General features: G+C 56.2%; 24 protein-coding genes. 8 read left to right on the forward strand and 16 right to left on the reverse strand.

The window, feature by feature from the left end:
• Window position 1: 1 nt before the first annotated feature.
• From ACFQ14_RS06180 to ACFQ14_RS06200, 5 genes are all read right to left on the reverse strand, one after another.
• Entirely contained in the window at window positions 2-946 is a 945-nt protein-coding gene (locus ACFQ14_RS06180; protein WP_377211827.1) for a glycine--tRNA ligase subunit alpha, read from the reverse strand.
• 254 nt (window positions 947-1,200) lie between these two features.
• Window positions 1,201-1,377, reverse strand: coding sequence for a hypothetical protein (locus ACFQ14_RS06185; RefSeq protein WP_377211828.1), 177 nt, complete (start codon window positions 1,375-1,377; stop codon window positions 1,201-1,203).
• 10 nt (window positions 1,378-1,387) lie between these two features.
• On the reverse strand, window positions 1,388-2,215 hold the full coding sequence (locus tag ACFQ14_RS06190) for a S49 family peptidase (RefSeq protein ID WP_377212085.1): 828 nt from the start codon (window positions 2,213-2,215) through the stop codon (window positions 1,388-1,390).
• Between the two features lie 109 nt (window positions 2,216-2,324).
• Window positions 2,325-3,077, reverse strand: coding sequence for a tRNA1(Val) (adenine(37)-N6)-methyltransferase (locus ACFQ14_RS06195; RefSeq protein WP_377211829.1), 753 nt, complete (start codon window positions 3,075-3,077; stop codon window positions 2,325-2,327).
• Window positions 3,078-3,104: 27 nt separating this feature from the next.
• On the reverse strand, window positions 3,105-3,419 hold the full coding sequence (locus ACFQ14_RS06200; RefSeq protein WP_377211830.1) for a putative signal transducing protein: 315 nt from the start codon (window positions 3,417-3,419) through the stop codon (window positions 3,105-3,107).
• A 104-nt stretch (window positions 3,420-3,523) separates the two neighbouring features.
• Between ACFQ14_RS06200 and ACFQ14_RS06205 the strand changes: the two genes are divergently transcribed.
• From ACFQ14_RS06205 to ACFQ14_RS06230, 6 genes are all read left to right on the forward strand, one after another.
• Window positions 3,524-4,540, forward strand: coding sequence for a polyprenyl synthetase family protein (locus tag ACFQ14_RS06205; protein WP_377211831.1), 1,017 nt, complete (start codon window positions 3,524-3,526; stop codon window positions 4,538-4,540).
• A gap of 223 nt (window positions 4,541-4,763) precedes the next feature.
• The gene (locus ACFQ14_RS06210) at window positions 4,764-6,551 is read left to right on the forward strand and encodes a tetratricopeptide repeat protein (RefSeq protein ID WP_377211832.1); all 1,788 of its coding nucleotides are present in this window, start codon (window positions 4,764-4,766) and stop codon (window positions 6,549-6,551) included.
• Between the two features lie 38 nt (window positions 6,552-6,589).
• Entirely contained in the window at window positions 6,590-7,435 is an 846-nt protein-coding gene (locus ACFQ14_RS06215) for a 4-(cytidine 5'-diphospho)-2-C-methyl-D-erythritol kinase (protein ID WP_377211833.1), read from the forward strand.
• Between the two features lie 24 nt (window positions 7,436-7,459).
• A complete protein-coding gene (gene moaB / locus ACFQ14_RS06220; protein WP_377211834.1) occupies window positions 7,460-8,008 on the forward strand; it encodes a molybdenum cofactor biosynthesis protein B in 549 nt (182 codons plus the stop codon).
• 105 nt (window positions 8,009-8,113) lie between these two features.
• The gene (locus tag ACFQ14_RS06225) at window positions 8,114-9,283 is read left to right on the forward strand and encodes a PA0069 family radical SAM protein (RefSeq protein ID WP_377211835.1); all 1,170 of its coding nucleotides are present in this window, start codon (window positions 8,114-8,116) and stop codon (window positions 9,281-9,283) included.
• A gap of 217 nt (window positions 9,284-9,500) precedes the next feature.
• The gene (locus ACFQ14_RS06230; protein WP_377211836.1) at window positions 9,501-10,184 is read left to right on the forward strand and encodes a ribonuclease HII; all 684 of its coding nucleotides are present in this window, start codon (window positions 9,501-9,503) and stop codon (window positions 10,182-10,184) included.
• Window positions 10,185-10,228: 44 nt separating this feature from the next.
• Here the strand turns inward: ACFQ14_RS06230 and ACFQ14_RS06235 are convergent, their stop codons facing one another.
• The 9 genes from ACFQ14_RS06235 to ACFQ14_RS06275 form a co-directional block, all read right to left on the reverse strand.
• Window positions 10,229-10,708, reverse strand: coding sequence for a F0F1 ATP synthase subunit B (locus ACFQ14_RS06235; protein WP_377211837.1), 480 nt, complete (start codon window positions 10,706-10,708; stop codon window positions 10,229-10,231).
• Window positions 10,709-10,718: 10 nt separating this feature from the next.
• Window positions 10,719-11,252 carry a F0F1 ATP synthase subunit B gene (locus tag ACFQ14_RS06240; protein ID WP_377211838.1) on the reverse strand — a complete coding sequence of 178 codons (534 nt, stop codon included), beginning with the start codon at window positions 11,250-11,252 and terminating at the stop codon, window positions 10,719-10,721.
• Window positions 11,253-11,339: 87 nt separating this feature from the next.
• Entirely contained in the window at window positions 11,340-11,564 is a 225-nt protein-coding gene (locus ACFQ14_RS06245) for a F0F1 ATP synthase subunit C (RefSeq protein ID WP_377211839.1), read from the reverse strand.
• A 66-nt stretch (window positions 11,565-11,630) separates the two neighbouring features.
• Window positions 11,631-12,380, reverse strand: a complete 750-nt coding sequence (locus ACFQ14_RS06250; RefSeq protein ID WP_377211840.1) for a F0F1 ATP synthase subunit A — start codon at window positions 12,378-12,380, stop codon at window positions 11,631-11,633.
• A 178-nt stretch (window positions 12,381-12,558) separates the two neighbouring features.
• Window positions 12,559-12,912: an AtpZ/AtpI family protein gene (locus tag ACFQ14_RS06255; RefSeq protein ID WP_377211841.1), complete on the reverse strand. Its 354-nt coding sequence runs from the start codon at window positions 12,910-12,912 to the stop codon at window positions 12,559-12,561.
• Between the two features lie 92 nt (window positions 12,913-13,004).
• Window positions 13,005-14,324, reverse strand: coding sequence for a cell wall hydrolase (locus ACFQ14_RS06260; protein WP_377211842.1), 1,320 nt, complete (start codon window positions 14,322-14,324; stop codon window positions 13,005-13,007).
• Window positions 14,325-14,441: 117 nt separating this feature from the next.
• Window positions 14,442-15,911: a ribosome biogenesis GTPase Der gene (der, locus tag ACFQ14_RS06265; protein WP_377211843.1), complete on the reverse strand. Its 1,470-nt coding sequence runs from the start codon at window positions 15,909-15,911 to the stop codon at window positions 14,442-14,444.
• Between the two features lie 20 nt (window positions 15,912-15,931).
• The gene (locus ACFQ14_RS06270; RefSeq protein WP_377211844.1) at window positions 15,932-16,657 is read right to left on the reverse strand and encodes a tetratricopeptide repeat protein; all 726 of its coding nucleotides are present in this window, start codon (window positions 16,655-16,657) and stop codon (window positions 15,932-15,934) included.
• Window positions 16,658-16,815: 158 nt separating this feature from the next.
• Window positions 16,816-17,382 (reverse strand): NnrU family protein, encoded by a 567-nt coding sequence (locus ACFQ14_RS06275; RefSeq protein WP_377211845.1) that lies wholly within the window; start codon window positions 17,380-17,382, stop codon window positions 16,816-16,818.
• A 97-nt stretch (window positions 17,383-17,479) separates the two neighbouring features.
• On the opposite strand from ACFQ14_RS06275, the gene ACFQ14_RS06280 reads away from it, so the two are divergent.
• A complete protein-coding gene (locus ACFQ14_RS06280) occupies window positions 17,480-17,812 on the forward strand; it encodes a TraR/DksA family transcriptional regulator (protein WP_377211846.1) in 333 nt (110 codons plus the stop codon).
• 3 nt (window positions 17,813-17,815) lie between these two features.
• On the opposite strand, the gene guaA is transcribed toward ACFQ14_RS06280, so the two are convergent.
• Window positions 17,816-19,372, reverse strand: coding sequence for a glutamine-hydrolyzing GMP synthase (gene guaA, locus ACFQ14_RS06285; RefSeq protein ID WP_377211847.1), 1,557 nt, complete (start codon window positions 19,370-19,372; stop codon window positions 17,816-17,818).
• A 199-nt stretch (window positions 19,373-19,571) separates the two neighbouring features.
• Here guaA and ACFQ14_RS06290 point away from each other — a divergent pair, with 199 nt between their 5' ends.
• The gene (locus ACFQ14_RS06290; protein WP_377211848.1) at window positions 19,572-20,369 is read left to right on the forward strand and encodes a glycosyltransferase family 25 protein; all 798 of its coding nucleotides are present in this window, start codon (window positions 19,572-19,574) and stop codon (window positions 20,367-20,369) included.
• Here the strand turns inward: ACFQ14_RS06290 and ACFQ14_RS06295 are convergent, their stop codons facing one another.
• On the reverse strand, window positions 20,370-20,822 hold the full coding sequence (locus ACFQ14_RS06295) for a TspO/MBR family protein (RefSeq protein ID WP_377211849.1): 453 nt from the start codon (window positions 20,820-20,822) through the stop codon (window positions 20,370-20,372).
• Between the last annotated feature and the right edge of the window lie 13 nt (window positions 20,823-20,835).

The raw sequence follows: 20,835 nt of genomic DNA on the forward strand, positions 1-20,835 counted from the left end.
CTTAGGCTGCGGATTGTTTGGCGTCTGGCTGCGCCCCGCCTGCCTCTGTCTGCAGGAATGCTTCGCCGCAGGCTTTGGACAGGTCGCGCACGAGGCCGATATAGCGCTGGCGGTCGGTGACTGAAATGACGCCGCGGGCATCCAGCAGATTGAAGATGTGGCTGGCTTTGATGCACTGGTCGTAGGCTGGCAAGGCCATGACGATGGCGCGGTCTTTCTTGGGATCAACAGGATCAGCGGCCAGAATACGCCGGCACTCGGCTTCGGCGTCTTTGAAGTGCTGCAGCAGCGTTTCGGTGTCGGCGATGTCGAAATTCCAGCGCGAATACTGACGCTCGGCTTCTTGGAAAACCTCGCCATAGGAGACGCGGTCTTCGCCCTCGCCGCCGTTGAAATTCAGATCATAAACGTCATCGACGTCCTGCACGTACATGGCGAGGCGCTCCAGCCCGTAGGTCAATTCGCCCGATACGGGTGAACATTCCTGTCCGCAGACTTGCTGAAAGTATGTGAACTGCGACACTTCCATGCCATCGCACCAGACTTCCCAACCGAGGCCCCAAGCTCCGAGGGTCGGGCTTTCCCAGTCGTCTTCCACGAAGCGAATGTCATGCAGCATCGGGTCGATGCCGATTGCGGCTAGCGATCCGAGGTAGAGTTCTTGCAGGTCTGGCGGCGATGGTTTGAGCAGCACTTGGTATTGGTAATAGTGCTGCAAGCGGTTGGGGTTTTCGCCATAGCGACCATCCGTCGGACGGCGGCTTGGCTGAACGTAAGCCGCTTTCCAAGGGCGGGGGCCGAGCGCGCGCAGGGTTGTTGCCGGGTGGAACGTGCCTGCGCCCACTTCCATGTCATAGGGCTGCAAAATCACACAGCCGTGCTTGGCCCAATAATCGTGGAGCGTCAGAATGAGGCCCTGAAAGGAATTTTTGGGGTCGTGGGTCATTGCCGTTTTTGCAGTTCGGGCTGAGTGAAGATGGCCGACAGGTGCCACGGCGCAGGCGGATTCGTCAATGTGTGACGGATGGCACATCGCTTAGCAGCGGCAGGCATTAGTCTCAACTCATCGGCAAGGGTATCAATCGCCCCTCGAACACCTGCGCTGATCGTTCTTATGAGTGTCACACCCCGACATTCGCAAGAGGGAACGAGGGAGAACGTCCTTTTTACGTTCTCCCTCCATTCTCTTTCCCAACAAAATCACTTTTTCGGACGGTATTTCCCGGTCTCGGGATCAACTTCCAGTTCGGGCATTTGCTTAGGGTCTTCCGAGCGCAAGCGTTCTTCGCGCTTGAGGGCATCCATGTGCTTCTTGAAAGACTGGTAGGCGACGTAGGCCACTCCACCAATTGCCGCGACCGCGATCAACTGCACCATTTCAGTTTCCTCATAATCCGTATCGCGCCCAAAGCGCTTTTTCTTCCGCAAGCTCAGCGACACGGTCTACAGCGGCTGTGACGAGGCTTTCCTTGTCGAGCATGATACCATTGCCGGAGCGACGGCCAAAGAGGCCCTTTTTGACTTCCATCACTTGCAGTTCGACCTTGTCGCCATAGCGCTGGCGCAAAGTCGAGCGGATGTCGCCGATTTCATCGACAAGACCGAGCTTTTTGCCCGCCATTCCCGTCCAGAATGCGCCAGTAAAAAGCGTATCGTCTTCTTGCAGCTTAGAACCTCGGCTGTCCCGTACGAGGTCAATAAAAACAGCGTGAATTTCAAGCTGAAGCTGTTTTAGTCGGTCGATATCCGCTTTTTTCGCTGGCAGGAACGGATCGAGCACCGATTTGTTCTGACCGGCAGTGTATACGCGCCGTTCGACGCCCAATTTGTCGATGGCTTCCACAAAGCCGAAGCTGGATGAAATGACACCGATGGAACCAACGATGCTGGACGGGTCGACCGTAATATCGTCGCCAGCGCAGGCGATCATATATCCACCGGATGCAGCAACATCTTCAACGAAGACGTGAACTTTCTTGCCCTTTTCCTTCGCCAAATCACGGATGCGCTTGTAGATCAGCCGCGATTGCACGGGCGACCCCCCCGGCGAATTGACCACGATAGCGACAGCAGGTGCTTTTTTGACGGAGAACGCTCGCTCAAGGGGTTCTGCCACACCGGCCATCGAGAGCGTGGGGCGTAGGCTTGAGCCGCCAGCTGCGATCATACCGTTCATGCGCACGACCGGAATCGTGACCGATTTGCCCGGCATCATTTTCTTAAACAGGTTTGCCACGATTGCCCTTTTCTCGTTCGCGTCTTTGCGATTTTCGTTGAGTGGTAAATGTGGGTTTGGCGAAGCATAAATCAACGGTGCTGCGACGCTAAGCCTGCATCGACACGAAACCCTGTCCTGCAAACACCGCATCTGCTGTTTGCGTAAACGTTCCATCCGCTTGGTGCAAAATGATTGGCGGCAGCAGTTGCAACGGTGCTGCGCTCGCCTTTTGAGCGCATACGAGAATGCGCTTGGCGGCTGCCACTTGCTTCGATTGCACAGGCTTGATGGCTATTGCCCCGAACCGGCCCTGCATCGCTTGCAGCACCTCCGGCAAGTTGACCGGGCGCAAGATGAAGGTGATGACGCCCTTGGATTTGAGCATTGTGTTTGCGCTGATGATCCATTTCGTCAGACCGCCCTCCTCCATCTGATGGGCAGCCGCACGTTTCGGGTCTGGCGAGGCGCGGTGATCGGCGGTGTTGTAGGGAGGATTGGCAACAATGCGGTCATAGCAGCCGTGGGTCCGGTCGCTGGCCTTCTTCATCTGGGCGGTATCGGTGACGTCAGCCCGCACCAGCCTCATTCGAGCAGCGAGATGGTCGTTGAACGGGTCCATCATCGCGCCATAAATCAATTGCGTCATCTCAATGTCGCGCTCAATCAAGTCAACCTGGCAGGCAGGGCATCGATTCAGCACCGCCATACCAACTGCGCCGTTTCCCGCGCCATAGTCAGCCACCAGTCCTACTTGATCAGATGGCACGGTCGCCGCCAACAAAAGCGCGTCCATTCCGGGGCGATGAGCGGTTTTTGACTGTTGGTGAACGCGGAAAGTGTTGCTGTGAAGGCCAGCCACGGTCATTTCACCGGGATCCGACATTGCCTAGACCGGCCGCACGAGCTTTTCGGGCAATTCATCGCCCAGTCCGTTTTCTTTCAGCAGGCGGCGGGCGTTGTGAATTTCGTCTGTACCAACCATCACCCGCTTGGCCAAAATTCCGACCGAGCCTTCCAGAATGGACATATGCTGATCGGCAACAAAATGCATGATCCCTTCGTCGTTCAGCAAAGACTGAACGAAGGAAATCGTGACGGGATTATTGGTGCGCAACAATTCTTCCATGCCCCTGTCTAGCGCTTGAAACGGCACAAAGGAACCGCACAATCGCCCTATCACGGGCAATGACGAAAAATTCATGTTGAAGGCCTACAAAGTGCAGCAAGCGCGGCGCTATGGCCCCTTGTGAACGGCGTTTGCGCTCCATACTGTCCCAGCAAATCGATGTAATAGGCAGTTTTGATATGGGCGTTGTCGTTCCCCTGAGCGGAAACCGAGAGCCGAAGGCGAGCGTCAAGCCGCTGGTGGATTTGACCAAGGCGGACATGGACCGGGTAAATCGGCTCATCCTGTCGAAAACCGGCTCCGACGTGCAAATGATCCCGGAAGTCGCCAAACATCTAATAGACTCCGGCGGCAAGCGCCTTCGCCCAATGCTGACGCTGGCAGCCGCGCGGATGTGTGGCTACGAAGGCGATCATCACATCACGCTCGCGGCTTCGGTTGAATTTATGCACACCGCAACGCTGTTGCACGACGATGTGGTGGACGAGTCCGGCATGCGGCGCGGCAAGCAGGCAGCACGCATGGTCTGGGGCAACCAAGCAAGCGTGCTGGTGGGCGACTTTCTGCTTGGTCAAGCGTTTCGCATGATGGTTGATGCCGGCTCAATGGAAGCGCTTGATGTGCTTTCCACCGCGGCAACTGTTATCGCAGAAGGCGAAGTCATGCAGCTTTCTGCGGCCCAGAGCATGCAGACGACCGAAGATGATTACCTCGCGGTTATTCGCGCTAAGACGGCAGCACTGTTTTCCGCGGCGACAGAAGTTGGCCCCATTCTGGCTGAATCGGACAAGTCCGTTCGCGATGCATTCCGCTCCTACGGCACAAATCTCGGCCTTGCCTTCCAACTGATTGACGATGCCCTCGACTATGGCGGCTCGAAATCCGATCTTGGCAAAGACATCGGCGACGATTTTTTCGAGGGCAAAATTACCCTGCCTGTTCTGCTCGCATGGCGGCGCGGAAATGAAGAAGAGCGTGATTTCTGGCGCAAGGCGATGGAAAGCGACTCTGCTGACGAAGAAGCACTGCAGCATGCGATCGCGCTCATTCAAAAGCATGGCGCATTGGGCGACACGATTGCCCGCGCTCGACACTACGGCGAAATGGCCCGCGATGCGTTGGCTCCCCTGCCCGAAGGTGAAATTAAGCAGGCGCTTCTTGATGTGGTGGAATTCTGCGTTAGCCGTGTAAGCTAGGTCCAACGCTGGGCGAATCGCTTTCAGGCGTTCGCTTTTGGGCAATTGGGGTTGCCTTCAAGCTGCCTTGTTTATTGGCCCTGATGAGGCAACACTTCGGGGCAATGAAAGCGATGATGTTGACGCTTTGAAAACATTCAGGGCGCTAACATCGGCGGCAAGTTTTTATGAAACGGGCGTGAGGGTTTAGGCAATCCAAGCACCGGGGGCTAAGGAGCATTTTATGACACAGCAGAATTTCGCAACCGCGCTGGCGCGGTTGGCAAAGACTTCGGCAGCTCTTGCTCTGCTTGGCGCCGCCTCGATGACCGCAGTTCAGGCTGAAACGAAGAGCGAAGAGCCGCAGATTGAAGTGGGCCGCTCTCTTTCGGGCAATTATCTGGCAGCGCGCATTGCCAACACCGACAAAGACACAGAATCCGCCTCTCAGTTCTTTCGTGGCGCAATGGCGCTGGACCCCGACAATGTGGAATTGAAGCAACGCGCTTTCCAAACCTTTATCGCCAATGGCAATTTCGATGAAGGCGTGTCGCTGGGCAAGCAATTGACGCAAGCCAATATGGCACCTGAAATGGCGTCCATTATTCTTGCCGTTGATCGCATCCGGGCCAAAGAGTGGACTGCGGCTGAACGTGAACTCAGCAAAGATTGGCGTTCAGCGCTGGATCGCTTGTTGGCCGGTCTTGTTCTGGGTTGGGCACAGGCAGGAGACAACCGTCCGGAAGAGGCTTTGGCAACAGTCGATGCCCTGACAGGTCCGGCTTGGTTTGACCTGTTCGTGGACTATCACGGCGGCCTGATCGCGCTTCATTCTGGCGACAGCAATGGCGCGATCCAGCGTCTGACCAAGGCTTTCGACAATCGGGCTGCGGGTCGCGCAGCGACGGTCACTTATATGCGCGTGGTGCAAGCGCTGGCTGTTGCTCATTGGAAAGCGGGCAACCGCGAAAAAGCAAAGGAAATGGCTGACCACGCCATTGCCGCGCAGCCGCAAAACCCAGTGTTTGAAGAAATGCACGCCCGCGTTGTCAGCGGCCAAGGCTTGAACAATCCGTTCACCTCAGCCCAACGCGGCGCAGCAGAAGTGTTTTTGAACCTTGGCACGGCGATCAACCGCGATGGCGGCGAGGATTTTGCCCGCGTCTACCTGCAGCTCGCCAATGTGCTGGCCAGCAAAGACGAGACGATTATGATCCAGCTTGCCGATCTCTACGATCAGCAAAACCTGATGCTGCGTGCTAACGCGCTGTTTGCAAAAATTCCGCCGGAATCTCCCTACTTCCGCACGGCGCAGTTGGAGGTGGCCATCAACCTCGACGCACTGGACCGTTTCGACGAAGCGCAGAGCATTCTCGATAGCCTGATCAAGACCGCACCCGATGATCTGACCACCCATCTGGCTTATGGCGCAGTGCTGGCGCGGCACGAGAAATTTGCCGAAGCCATTCCGGTTTACACGAGCCTGATTGAGCGTTTGGAACAGCCTGAGCGGTATCACTGGTCGCTGTTTTATCGCCAAGGCATCGCCTATGAGCGCACGAAGCAGTGGGAGAAAGCTGAAGTTGCTTTCAACAAGGCGCTGGAGCTTTATCCCGATGAGCCAAATGTTCTGAACTATCTCGGCTATTCGTGGATCGATATGGGCATCAACCTGGAAAAAGGGTTGGAACTGGTTCAACGAGCCGTCGATATCCGCCCAAACGATGGATACATCGTCGATTCACTTGGCTGGGCCTATTATCGCCTCGGCGACTATGACAAAGCCGTTGAGCATCTTGAGCGCGCCGTCTCGCTGCGTCCGGGCGATCCGACTATCAACGACCATTTGGGCGATGCCTATTGGATGGCGGATCGCAAACTGGAAGCCACGTTCCAGTGGCGGCAGGCATTGGCGCTGGAGCCACCATCCGAAGAAGAAGCAAAGGCAATTCTCGACAAGCTGGAAAACGGCTTCAAGGAGCCTTCTCCGCGCCTTGCCAAGCCCGAAGAGACGAAACCTGACAACGGCTAGATCAGCCCCGCTCGTGCCGAACGGCAATCGGTGAGACGATGGTTTTGCGCGTTGACGCCTATGCGAAAGTAAACCTCGCGCTGCACATCTTGGGCCAGCGGAGCGATGGCTATCATCTGCTCGACAGTATCGTCACCTTCGCTCGCTATGGCGACACGCTTACGATCGCGCCAAGCAGCAACGAAATCTCACTGGAGCTGCATGGGCCCGAGGCCGACAACCTGAAAGCGGATGCTGACAATCTGGTGATGCGTGCTGCAAAGGCGCTGGCAGGAGAGCGCAACAATTTAGGTGCGCGGCTGACGCTCACCAAGCGTTTGCCCGTCTCCTCTGGCATAGGCGGAGGCTCTGCCGATGCTGCGGCTGCCTTGCGCGGGTTGAACGAGTTCTGGGCGCTAAATCTTCCCCAGGAAAAGCTGGCAGCCATTGCGCTGGAATTGGGTGCAGACGTTCCCATGTGCCTCGCCAGCACGCCTTTGCGCGCTCGGGGAATTGGCGAAGACATTACGCCCCTCGCTTTGCCTTCCAAGAATATGGTTTTGGTCAATCCACGAATTTCGGTTTCGACACCGGCTGTGTTCTCGGCCCTAGCCATCAAGGAGAACCCTGCCATAGCAGATACGCTCTCACGGCCTCTGTGGGAGAGCATCGCAGACACAACACGCAATGACCTGCAAAACCCTGCAATCGCGCTGGTGCCCGAAATTTCGCAATGTCTGGAGACGTTAAGCGCGGCACCAGGTTGTCGTTTCGCCAGAATGTCCGGTTCCGGTGCCACCTGTTTTGGGATATTTGACGAGGATGAAGCCGCAAATGCGGCCAAAGAAGCGATTGCAGTCAAGCACCCCCAGTGGTGGGTTGTGGCGACGCAAACCGTTTCTTGAACCAACACTCAAAAGGCCAGTTTTATGAGCCGCATTGACGACACCCAGCCCTTCATCGCGATCAACATCGCCGTGCTCACCGTATCCGACACGCGCACGCTTGCAGACGACCGCTCAGGCGACACCTTGGTGGCGCGCATTGAAGAGGCAGGCCACAGCGTTGCCGCGCGGGCAATTGAGAAAGACGACGTGGATGCACTGCAAAGCCGCGTGGGGACTTGGGCGCTTGATAAAGATATCGACGTTATCATCACCACCGGTGGCACGGGCTTTACCGGGCGCGACGTAACGCCCGACGCGCTGGAACCGCTGTTTGACAAGCGTATGGACGGGTTTTCCATTGCCTTTCACATGCTCAGCCATTCGAAGATCGGCTCTTCCACCATCCAGTCTCGCGCGACTGCTGGGCTGATCGGCACAACCTTTGTTTTCTGCCTGCCCGGCTCGCCCGGCGCCTGCAAAGACGCTTGGGACGGCATTTTGAAAATGCAACTCGATTACCGCCATAAGCCCTGCAACTTCATCGAGATTATGCCGAGGCTCGATGAGCACTTGAAGCGCGGCAGTAGCTAGCATTCCACAAACTTATTTTTGTTCTTGATTTGTTCCAATTATCGCAATAGGAATATATGCAAGACAGGAATCGCAGCCCAGCAGCCGCGCAACGTGGAGTGAAACATGACCAATATTCTTGATACGATCCACGATGCCGACCGCTTTGCCTTTGTGAAAGGCGGCAGCGCGGCAAAAAGCGAACGCGTTGTGGCCCGCTCTGGCATGCGCGTGGAAGATGTTCGCCGCCGCGGACGGGGCGCTGGGATTAATCCAAGCGGTCGTTTTGAGCCGATGAGCCGCCACGTTTTTGACGATGGCTGGCAGACGTTGGACGAACTGCCCCCATTCAAAACGGAAGTGACCAGCGAAACGCCGCGCACGATCATTACGCGAAACGATTCTCCAGATTTGCCTTTTGATCGTTCGATCAACCCCTATCGCGGTTGCGAACATGGCTGCGTCTACTGCTTCGCCCGCCCGACGCATTCCTATATGGGGCTTTCGGCAGGGCTGGATTTCGAGAGCAAATTGTTTGCCAAGCAAGACGCTGCAAAGTTGCTGCGCAAGGAATTGGCAAATCCAAACTACAAGGCGAAATCCATGGCTTTGGGGACGAACACCGACCCCTATCAGCCGATTGAAAAGACATGGAGGGTAACGCGTTCGATCCTGGAAGTGCTTGAGGAAACCAATCATCCAGTGGGAATCGTCACCAAGTCTGCCCTTGTGACCCGCGATATCGATATTCTTTCGCGCATGGCCGAGAAGGGTTTGGCGCGGGTGGCCATTTCGGTGACCTCGCTTGATCGCCGCCTCTCACGGGCGATGGAGCCACGCGCGGCAACACCGTCTCTGCGGCTGGATACGATACGGCAATTGAGCGAAGCGGGTATTCCTGTCTCTGTGATGCTCGCGCCATTGGCGCCAGCGCTGAACGACCACGAGATGGAGCGGATTTTGGATGCGGCCCATGCCAACGGCGCACGGGATGCCGGATACATCCTACTACGCCTGCCACACGAGGTGAGCGGCTTGTTCAAGGAATGGTTGCTGCGTCACTATCCCGACAAATACACCCATGTTCTGTCCGTGCTCCGGTCGATGCGTGGCGGAAAGGACTATGACGCCGAATTTGGCACCCGACTGCGCGGCCAGGGCCCCTACGCTTGGCAGTTGGGTCGCCGATTTGAAATCGCCACGAAGAAACTGGGTATGGGACAAATCAGAAGCGGCTTGCGCACCGATTTGTTTCAGCCACCTGAAGTTGCGGGGCAGCAATTGTCTCTCTTCTAAACCGTATTTCTCTCTTTAATGGGTGTTGCAGTTGGAATGATTTCCATCAGCATCATCCATCCCGAATTCGCTGCGTTAGCACAGACCCGCTTTCCCCAACTCGTTCCAGGGCTCTGTTTGTTTGAGTTTGCGCGCAGCGATTTTTTCCGATGCTCAACACCCCGTGGGCACGGAAAACCCTTGCGGAGAATCGGCCGGAGCGAAAGGATGCGACCCCATGCGCACCCTTCCCGCCGATTCTCCGCAGCTTTTTTCGCCCACAGGCGGAGCCGGACCAACATTTGACCATGAGCAGATCTGGGCCGACCAAGGTTTGATCGTCTGCGGTTGTGATGAGGCGGGACGCGGGCCATTGGCAGGCTCTGTTACCGCAGCCGCTGTGGTTTTGGATGTCACCAATATCCCCGACGGTCTCGACGATTCCAAAAAGCTCTCCGAAAAACGCCGCGAAGCCTTGTTTCACGAAATCATGGTCCACCACGCGGTTGCAGCCATTTGCCTAAACGCAGCCACCATTGACGCCATGAACATCCGTGCAGCCTCGCTCAAGGCCATGGAAATGGCAGTGGCGGCGCTGCCCTTGATGGTTGAGCACAGTTTGATTGATGGCAATGCGGTGCCAGATGGCCTGAAAGGCCGCGCAACGGCTTTGGTAAAGGGCGACTCACGCAGCCTGTCCATCGCGGCTGCATCCATCGTCGCAAAAGTGCTGCGAGATAGGCAGATGGTTCATGCGGACAGTCTCTTTCCGCAATACGGTTTTGCCGGACACAAGGGTTATCCTTCGGCGGCACACCGGGAATTGGTGGCTCAAATCGGCCCCTGCCCGCTGCACCGCAAAACCTTCGCGCCTGTCCGCAAAGCGCTTGAGGCGCGACGGGGCAACAAAAAACCCGACTGAAATAAACCAGCCGGGCTTTTGAAAATCGATTGATAGACGACTGATCAGTTCATACGGGCTTTCACTTCAGCCAAACTCTTCTTGAGAAGATCGCCGGAAGTTGCTCCGGACATCTTCTTGCCGATCAGAGCCTCGGCAGCCTCGACTGCAACATCAACCGCTGCCGCCTTAACTTCGGCCACCGCACCAGCTTCCGCCTGAGCGATTTTCTGCTCTGCCAGCATCGTGCGCCGTTCAACATATTCAGCTGTTTTGCGCTCTGCGTCCGCTTTCATGGCCTCAGCTTCGCGTTTGGCTGCTGTGACAATACCTTCAGCTTCCGCTTCGGCCTCTTTGCGTTTGCGCTGATACTCGGCCAGCAACTGCTGAGCCTCTTCGCGCAGACGACGGGCCTCTTCCAGATCCGTGCGGATTTTGTCAGCACGGCCATCGAGGCCCTTGGTGATCATTGCCGGCACTTTGAGGTAGGCAATCAAACAGAAAAACAAGATCAGAGCGATGAAGGCCCAAAAGGTCGAATCCATGCCGGTTCTCCTAGCGCTTCACGCCGGAAACCGCTGATGCGATTTCGGCTTTGGTGGTTTTTCCGCCCATAATTTCAGACAACAACGCAGCTGTCGTGTCTTCGGCGATTTTTCCCACTTCGCCCATGGCTTTGGCCTTTGTCGCAGAAATGCGCTTTTCGGCTTCGGCTACTCTGGCAGCCATTTCGGCTTCCACACCAGCGCGGGTCGTTTCAACTTCGCTCTTGGCAGAGTCACGAGCGTCCTGCGCAATCGCGTGGGCCTTTGATTTGGCTTCCGCGAGTTCCTGCTCATAGGCGGCGTGGGCCGCATTGGATTCCTCTTTGAGGCGGTTGGCCTCATCAAGATCCTGCGCAATACGGTCGCTGCGCACTTCCAAAATGGAGGAAATTCGCGGCAACGCCACTTTGGCCATAAGGTAGTAGAAAAGGCCAAAGGTTAGCGCCAGCCACAAGAGCTGGGATGGATATGTTTCGGTTTGGAGCGGCGGGAATTGTTGCTGCGAAGCGTCCGCTTGTCCAACCTCTGTATTGGTCGTCGCCATGAGAAAACCTGTGCTTTTAAAAGCCTTACCGTTTCTGAAAGGTCGGTGTCGGTGCGCGCACTTTGGCGCGCACCGACGAAACCAAAATCAGGTGAACAGCAGCAGGAGTGCGACGAGCAGCGAGAAGATGCCCAGAGCTTCCGTCACGGCGAAGCCAAAGATAAGGCGGCCAAACTGACCGTCAGCGGCTGACGGGTTGCGCAGTGCGCCGGAGAGGTATGAGCCAAACATGTTGCCCAGGCCAATGCCCACGCCGCCCATGCCGAGGCATGCGATGCCTGCACCGATAGCTTTTGCTGCTTCAACTTCCATAATGTGTTCCTTCGTTGGTCGAAATGGATGAGTTCAGGTGAATTGTCTCTCTCTAGAGCGGACGCCCTAGTGAGAAGGATGGATCGCGTCGTTGATGTACATGCACGTCAAGATCGCGAAAACGTATGCCTGGAGGAAAGAAACCAGGAATTCGAGGCCGGTGAGTGCCACCGTGAAGAGCAGCGGCAAGATAGCGCCGACGATGCCGCCAATGCCCAGCGCGCTCAAGCTGACAACAAAGCCAGCGAACACTTTGAGCGTAATGTGACCGGCCAGCATGTTAGCGAACAGACGCACAGACAGGCTGAGCGGACGGGAAAGGAAAGAGATAACTTCGATAAGCACAACGATCGGGATCAGATATCCCGGCACGCCGGACGGCACAAAAAGCTTTAGGAAGACTAGTCCATTGCGGTAGAAGCCGTAGACCACCACAACGGTCATAACGAGCATTGCCAGCGCGAAGGTCACGATGATGTGGGATGTAAATGTAAAGAAGTAAGGCACCATGCCAAAGAAGTTGGCGATGAGTATGAAAACGAACAGCGAAAAGACGAAAGGAAAGAACTTCATTCCCTCTTTGCCGGCGCTTGATCGCAGCATATCCGCGATAAATTCGTAGATCATTTCCGAAATTGACTGCGCACGGCCGGGAATAAGCCCACGGCCTGATGTGGTCATGATCAGAAACGCTGAGGAGAAGGCAACGGTCGCCACCATGAACAAAGCCGAGTTGGTGAACGAGATATCCAGCCCGCCGATTTCCAGCGGCAGGATCTTGGAAATGTTAAACTGGCTGATCGGATCGTTTGCCAAGGGTGCCTCGTCGTATCTCTGGTCAACAGCCGAGCGGGATCGCCCAGCGTCTAAGTCGGCGTTCGTTTGGCACAAAACAGGTCCACATCACAAGACGTAACCTGTCGCATACCCGCGAAATGCAGTGAATTTTCACTGCCGTCATCCAGACAGCGATTGGGAATGCCTTTTGGCCACCCTACCCCGCATCGTCTTCGGCGTCCTTATGGCCACGCAATGGTGATTCTGCAACCTTCCCCACGGCCCTTAAAACATTGACGATTCCGGCGGCGAAGCCAAGCAGGAGAAAGATGAGAAGACCAAAGGGTGAAACCCCGAAAAACGCGTCGATCCCATAGCCGATCAATGCACCCACCACAATGGCTGCGATGAACTCTGAACTGAGACGAAAGGCTTGCGCCATTTGGGCTTTGTCGGCCTGCGGCGCTTCATTTTCAGTCTGCGCGCGCTCGCTTTTGCTGCGGCCAATGCGTTCTTCGAGGCGCTTTAGACGCGCGTCGAGATCGCCGTCAGATTTTAGATCATTGCTCATTGAAAAGGCTCGCTTACGCCACACAGCAAGGCAACATGCCCAACGCAGCGACCGTAGGAACGGCGCAAGCTCAAGTCAATTTGTGCGTTGGCCTAGCTCCAACCGCCGTTGCGGGTGCGGTAGAAAATGTGACGGCCGATCTTTGTGAGGCGCTTCATGCTTTTGCGCCAGCGCGGCCACACATAATCAGCGTGGTAGTGTGTGGAAGAGCCAACGGACCTCAACCAAGTGCGTCCGAAGACGGCATCATCGGAAACAGACTGAGCCATTTTCCAGTGCTTTCGTGATCTGACCTTATCGCGAATGCCATCGCAGGTGAACGAGAACTGGCAGGCGTTGCGCATGTGTTTGTTTTGATAAACCACACCGCAAATAGTGTTTGGATAAGAAGGGTTTTTCACCCGGTTCAAGATAACCTGCGCAACCGCTTGCTGGCCTTTTTTCGGTTCGCCGCGGGCTTCAAAATAGATGCCGATTGCAAGACAGCGGCGTTGTGCCGCGGAGCTGGAATTACGCGGGAGAGGATTTGCTGCCCATTTGTGGTCGTAGCGGCCAAGCCGGATCAGCGATGCACGCTTCGGTGCTACTTTTGGGCGCCATGTCGGGACCACTGCTGCAATTGTCGGCGCATCCTGATTCAACAGTGTGTCGAAAGGCGCGGTGTCGATTTGTTGCTGTTGCGTGGGCGCGTAAGCGGTCGTTATGAGTGTGGCCGCATCTACGGCTGCAAGCTTGCGATCTTTATAAGCTGGCGGCTTGCCGGTGGTTTCGACGCTCACCTCTCCTCGAGCGATGGCGATGGCCAGTTCCCGCTCGGATTGTTTGCGCTCAGCCAATATCGCAGCACGACGTTTTTCGACCTGCGCTTGGGCCAGCTCACTGGCGCGCTCTTCTTTCTTTTCCCAACGGGCAAAGGTGTTCGAGGCCGAATCTTCTGTCTGCACAGGCAGTGCGAATGGAATGTCCTGCGTAAGCGCAATGTCGGGGGCTTTATCGACCGCTACGGGCAGGATTTTGGGAACTTCCGCTACCTCTTTGTCGCCAAAGCGATGGGCAGCGATTTTGACAAGCCGGTCGCCCTTTAGAGCGCGGTTGATCTTCGGCGCCTTGATAGAGCTTGCGGAAACGACAGGGCCGGTCAGCAAAACGCGTTTGGTGTTTATCAGCGCTTTTGAAAAAGGTTCGCGAGCGGATTCCGGTGCAGCAATCAATCTTGCGCTGATCGGTTCGTCGTGCAACCGCGCAAGCCACCGTTGGCCTTGCGGCAGTTCCGGTCGGCTTTTCTCGGCAACATCCTGCAAAGCGACGGGCGACGCGTTCAGCGCCAAAGCAGCAACCGCAATCGTGCTGGATAGGGACAAGGTAAGCAAACCACGCGAAAGGCGAGGCGGCAAAGACCGTGAGGGACGCATTTACAAACTCCACAACGTGCAGTGCGGTTACGCGAGACTTGATAGCACTGCTTGGCGGAGAATGCTGGGTTAACCTTATTTTTCGGTTAAGGGCCGACGAAGATTAGAAATTTTCGATTAATTCTTTTTGCGGCGTCTATTGGCAAAGGGGTTCTCGCCCTTGCGCAAGAACAGCCGCAACGGCACGCCCCACAGGTCGAAATCTTCGCGCAGTTCGTTGATGAGATAGCGCGTGTATGAGGTGGGCAGCCCTTCGGGGCGCGAACACTGGACCATGAATGTTGGTGGCCGGCTTTTGGCCTGTGTTGCATATTTCAACCGAACACGGCGACCGGACACTGCGGGCGGTGGGTGGTGCGCTTGCACGCCATCGAGCCAACGGTTGAGTTTCGATGTGGATATGCGGCGATTCCAAACCTTGTGGGCTTCCAGCACCGCTTCCATCAGCTTGTCTACGCCTTTGCCCGTCTGGCCCGAAAGCGTGACGGTGCGGACACCACGGATTTGCGGCAGCAAACGATCACACTTTTCGTGCAGTTCGTTCAGCGTGGCCTGCTTGTCTTTGATCAGGTCCCATTTGTTGTAAGCGATGATCGGTGCCCTGCCCTCTCTGGCGATCAGATCGACAATTTGCAGATCCTGCTTTTCGAACGGGATTGTCGCGTCGAACACGATCACCACAACTTCAGCAAACTGCACTGCGCGAAGGCCGTCAGCGACAGACAGTTTTTCGAGCTTTTCCTGAACGCGGGCCTTGCGGCGCATGCCTGCTGTGTCAAACAGTTTGATCTGGCGACCCTGCCACTCCCATTCGACGGAGATGGAATCACGTGTGATGCCCGCTTCCGGGCCGGTCAGCAGCCGGTCTTCATCAACCATCGTGTTGATGAGCGTAGACTTGCCTGCATTAGGTCGCCCGACGATGGCGATGCGCATGGGCTTGGTTGTGTCGTATTCTTCCTCGACATCGTCTTCTTCATCGAACTCTATTTCAAACGTGTCGTCGGACGGGTCAATGTCGAAGTCCTCTTCATCGTCGCCCTCTATGACATCTTCGTCTTCCCCAGCTTCTTCCTCACCCAAAGCGCGGGCATGGCCCACGGCTTCGATCAAGGCGTCTCGCAGTTCCACGATGCCTTCGCCGTGTTCTGCCGAAAAGGCGATCGGTTCGCCAAAACCCATCGCGTAGGCTTCATAGAGACCCGCATCGCCGCGTTTGCCTTCAGCTTTGTTGGCCACCAAAATCACCGGCTTGCCAGCGCGACGCAGCAGATTTGCGAAACCTTCGTCCAGCGGCGTAACGCCTGCGCGGGCGTCGATGAGGAACAGCGTCGCGTCCGCTTCCAAGATGGCCATTTCCGTCTGCTGGCGCATGCGGCCTTCCAGGCTCTCGTGGGCGGCCTCTTCAAGACCAGCGGTGTCGATAACTTTGAATTTCAGATCGAGCAGTTTTGCATCCGCCATACGACGGTCACGGGTAACGCCAGGAGAATCGTCGACGAGCGCTAGGCGCTTACCAACCAGACGGTTGAACAGCGTCGATTTGCCGACATTCGGGCGGCCTGCAATGGCTATGGTGAAACTCATTAAGGCGCCTTGGGATGCTGCTATTGGGTTGGGGTCGTCTCGGTAGCGGGAGCCGGCGCTGCTTGTGCCGGAGCCTCGGTGAAGGCGGGGCCGCCCTGCGATGCGATCAATTCCAACATCAAGGTCACTCGGTTAGACAGGGTGCGCGGCGTGCCGCTGTCGGCACGGATTTCATTAAATATTTTCGCTGACTGTTCCAGATCACCAGCGCGGTAATAAGCCAGTGCCAGATATTCGCGGGCTGACGCACGGTAGGGTGCGCCGGGGCCGGTAAGCGGTGCAACGCGGGCTTCGACTTCCGTTACCGTGCCTTCATCCACCAGCAAGGCGGCTGCGCGAAGTCGGGCAATGGAGCGAAGGTTTTGATCGGCTGACGAGAGAGCCGCAACCGCATCATACGCCTCAACCGCCTCTTGCCATTTGCCCTGCTTGCCCAGTTCAGCGGCCAAACGCATGCGCGCTAGTGCTTGATAAGCGGGCGACCCTTCTTCGGCGATTTTGCCAAGGTCAACCAATGCTTGATCAACATCGTTGTTTTCCGCCCGCCGCACAGCTTCCATAAATTGATCGCCTGCCCGTGCGGCTTGATTGGCTGTATAAGTCTCATAGAAACGATAGCCGCCTGTGCCGACAACGATGGCTATCGCGCCGCCGATTACAAAGGCTTTGTACTTATCCCAGAAATTCTGCACGCGTTCGCTGCGCAGCTCTTCATCAACCTCACGGAAAAAGGAATCGTCCGACATAAATTCTCGTCCATCTGATCTGGCGTTGTTGGCAGCAGCCCACCCGCTTCTTCAAGCGGCCTTCTACATCATTTCGCGGCTTGCGTAAGGGGGAGATGGGATGGAACTGCAACCCGCGCAAGAGGAAGACGGCAGGGCGGTGCAAGCCTGACCCAGAGTCACACAATGCCGACGCCCACAATCCACTCGTGCAAAAACGATACGAACAGAACCGTCAGAACCAAACCTCCAACGACCGAGACAAGGTCGGGCCAAATTTTGGCGTCCGGCAAATCTCCGACTGGGCGTCGGTAGCATGAAACGAGGTCAATTGCCGCCCAAACCAGAAATGACCCAAACAAAATGACCGAGGCGGTATCCCCATTTGCAGTCAGATGCGCGGCAGACCAAAGCAGGACACCCCACAACATCGGATGACCAACAAGCCGCTTTATATGTCCGCGTGGCAATTGTGATGCGGCCAGCAGGATGAAGGCGATGGGCATAACAAGCAGTGCAACCGTGCGCCCCCAGGATTCAGGAATGTAGAGTTGGCCTGCGTTTTCCCGCGCCATGCCGTATCCATAGATCAGGGCGATAAACGCAAGAATTGAGACAATCGAATAAATCCCACGCCAACCGTTGGGTCCAAAACGCTCGACCATGGAAGCGCGAAAACCATGGGCTGTGATTCGTGTGGAGTGGATGCCGAGAAAGCCAACCAGTCCAGCAATCAAAAGGGCCATGAACGATTTCCTGTGCTGCGCGCATTTTTGCAATTTCTTCGACGCTAGGGTCTCATCTGTCGCAAGACAAGCGAATGCCGGGAGGAAGGAGCGGGTTATGGTCGATTTAGCGAAAGCGTCGCAACGATTGATGGCAAAACAAGAAGAACTGGAGGCTTCCTCCGCGCTATCAGCCGAGGCGCGCAAGCCGGTCGCGCTCGATCAGCAATCGGTGGGGCGTTTGTCGCGCATGGATGCGATGCAGCAACAAGCCATGGACAAGGCTACTGAAGCGAAGCGAAAGGCCGATCTGCTTCGTATTGAAAACGCCCATCGTAGGTTGCGGGACGGCGAGTATGGGTATTGCGAGGAGTGCGGCGAGGAAATCCCCGATGGCCGGCTGGCAGTAGACCCTATGGCCGTGCGCTGCGTGGGCTGCGCAGGCGGGTGACGCCTATTCCCACTCGATTGTTCCCGGCGGCTTGCTGGTAACGTCGTAGACCACACGGTTGATGCCGTGGACTTCGTTAATGATGCGTGTCGCCGCCCGGCCGAGGAAAGCCATGTCGAAGGGATAGAAATCTGCTGTCATGCCGTCGACGGACGTCACCGCACGCAGAGCGCAGACGAATTCATAGGTGCGGCCATCGCCCATCACGCCAACCGTTTGAACCGGCAGAAGCACGGCGAAAGCCTGCCAGATCGTGTCGTAAAGGCCGGCTTTACGAATTTCATCGAGGTAGATGGCGTCAGCCTTTTGCAGTATTTTCAACTTGTCGCGGGTAATGCCGCCCGGGCAACGGATCGCCAAGCCTGGGCCCGGGAAAGGATGGCGGCCGATGAAACTCTCCGGCAGACCAAGTTCCTTACCAAGCAGGCGCACTTCGTCTTTGAACAATTCGCGCAGCGGCTCGACCAACTGCATGTTCATCCGTTCCGGCAGGCCGCCAACATTGTGGTGACTTTTGATCGTTACCGAAGGACCACCCGTGAACGAGACGCTTTCGATCACATCGGGATACAACGTTCCCTGGGCAAGGAAACCCGCGCCACCGATCTTCTTCGCTTCGGCCTCAAACACATCAATGAACAACTTGCCAATTGTTTTGCGTTTGGTTTCCGGGTCCGCCTCCCCTTCCAGCGCATCGATAAACATATCGGCTGCATCAACATGGACGAGCGGGATGTTGTAGTGTTCGCGGAACATGGCGACGACTTCGTTCGCTTCGTTCATGCGCATCAGACCGTGGTCCACCAGAATGCAGGTGAGCTGCTCGCCGATGGCTTCGTGGATGAGCATCGCGGCGACGGAGGAATCCACACCGCCGGAAAGGCCGCAAATCACTTTGCCATCGCCCACCTGTTCGCGGATCGCCTCAATGGCCTTGTCCTTGTAGGCCGCCATCGTCCAGTCGCCGGCCAGACCGCAGATTTTGTGAACGAAGTTCGACAACAGTTTCGCGCCGTCAGGTGTGTGGACAACTTCGGGGTGAAACTGGGTGGTATAGTATTTGCGCGCTTCGTTTACGGCGACAGCCAAGGGCGCGTTGGGCGATGTGGCGATCACCTCGAAACCATCGGGCAATTCCGTCACGCGGTCACCGTGGCTCATCCACACAGGGTAGTTGTTTCCAACCGTCCAAAAGCCTTCAAACAACGGGCTGGATTTGTGGATGGTAATTTCAGCACGACCAAACTCCCGCTCATGGCCACCCTCAACCTTGCCGCCAAGTTGGTGGGCGGTGACCTGTTGACCATAGCAAATGCCCAAAACTGGAATCTTGGCTTCAAACACCGCTTGCGGCGCGAGCGGGGCGTTGTCGTCGTGCACCGAGGCCGGGCTGCCTGACAATATCACGCCTTTGGGCTGAAGCCGATCGAATGCCTCGGCAGCGGAATTGAACGGCACGATTTCGCTGTAGACACCGGCCTCCCGCACACGCCGCGCAATGAGTTGCGTGACTTGGCTGCCAAAGTCGATGATGAGAATAGCGTCGGGATGGTCTGTCATGGCTAGGGATTAATTCAGCTATGATCGGGGGGCAAGCCGCCAACTGTCCGAAGCCAAATTGCCCACATCATTCGCTCAAACAGCCAGGGGATTGCGCAAGGCCCGCCAACGGCCATTTTCGGCGCAGTGGCTTGACTACTCAAGCCTCAGTCAAGCACCTATGACCTGCTCCCAACGCTGGTATCTAAGAAATACAGAAATGGCGGAATCTTTGAGTTCATCGAACGACAGTTCCAGTTGGCGGGCTTACGTCATCAATTTGGATCGATCCCCCGACCGGTGGGACGCCATCGCAACCCAGTTAAACGATGTGGGGGCTGATTACGAGCGGGTTACCGCGATTGAGGGGCAGTCTCTCTTGCCTGACCTCGACGGGCTTGATCAATCCGCCTTTGACTTTCGCCACGGTAAAACGATCAACCCCAACGAGCTTGGCTGCTATTTAAGTCACCATAAAGCGATACAGACGTTTATGGAGTCCGATGTTCAATTCGGCATCATCTTGGAAGACGACGCGGACCTCACCGCCGACTTTCGCGCTACGATCGAAGCACTCATTCGTGAAGCGCATAGATGGGATGTCGCGAACCTGAACGGTCGTCACAGCGGTGCGCCGGTGCCGCAATGCCAATTGACACAGAACAATCAACTGGTGGCGTTCCTGTTTCGCCGCACGGGTGCGCGTGGATACATGATCAACCGCAAAGCCGGTCGTCTCTACTGCGAAAAGCTGTTGCCTATGAAAGTGCCATACGACCACGAGTTCGACAGGGCTTGGGTTTACGGCTTTCGCTTCAGAGGCGTTGTTCCGGCTGTGGTGACCGGAAGACCAAAAGCAAAAGCCGGCACAACCATCGGCTACGGGCCGCAACACGCAAACGCCAGTCAACGCAAAAGCCAATGGCGTCGCGGCTCCGTTTTTCTTTACCGCGCTGCCAATGAGGTGGCGCGACTAACACATTACATCGCGCGCGGGCTGTTCATTCCTAGAAGCTGATCAGTTCAGCCACCAAATCCCGGCATTCAGGGCGAATGCGAACGATACCCATGCCGCGTAGGGCACCATGCAGATCGCTGCGAATTTGTCATGCGGCCAGACCACGGCGATGAACCGCATAATCACGATGGCAAGAACGCCGATGATCACCATGCCCCAGAAAATCATGTGTGCGCCAAAGAATATCGGTGTCCATGACCAAGCCAGCACCATCTGCAAGACCCATAGCGACCAGCCCGGTGTTTTCCCTTCACTGGTGAATACGCGCCAACCGGAAAAAGCGATCAGAGTGAATAAAATGGGCCAGACAACGCCAAAGATATAGTTTGGTGGATTGTAGAATGGCTTTACCAGATCAGCATGCCATTGATCGGCAGGAAAAAGATAAGCCAAACCGCCACCAACACCCTGAACGATCAGGATAAAGATGAGAATAGAGAAGAAACGGGCCATCGGGAGGGTCCAA

Source organism: Pseudahrensia aquimaris (assembly GCF_042676045.1).
GTDB lineage: Bacteria > Pseudomonadota > Alphaproteobacteria > Rhizobiales > Rhizobiaceae > Pseudahrensia > Pseudahrensia aquimaris.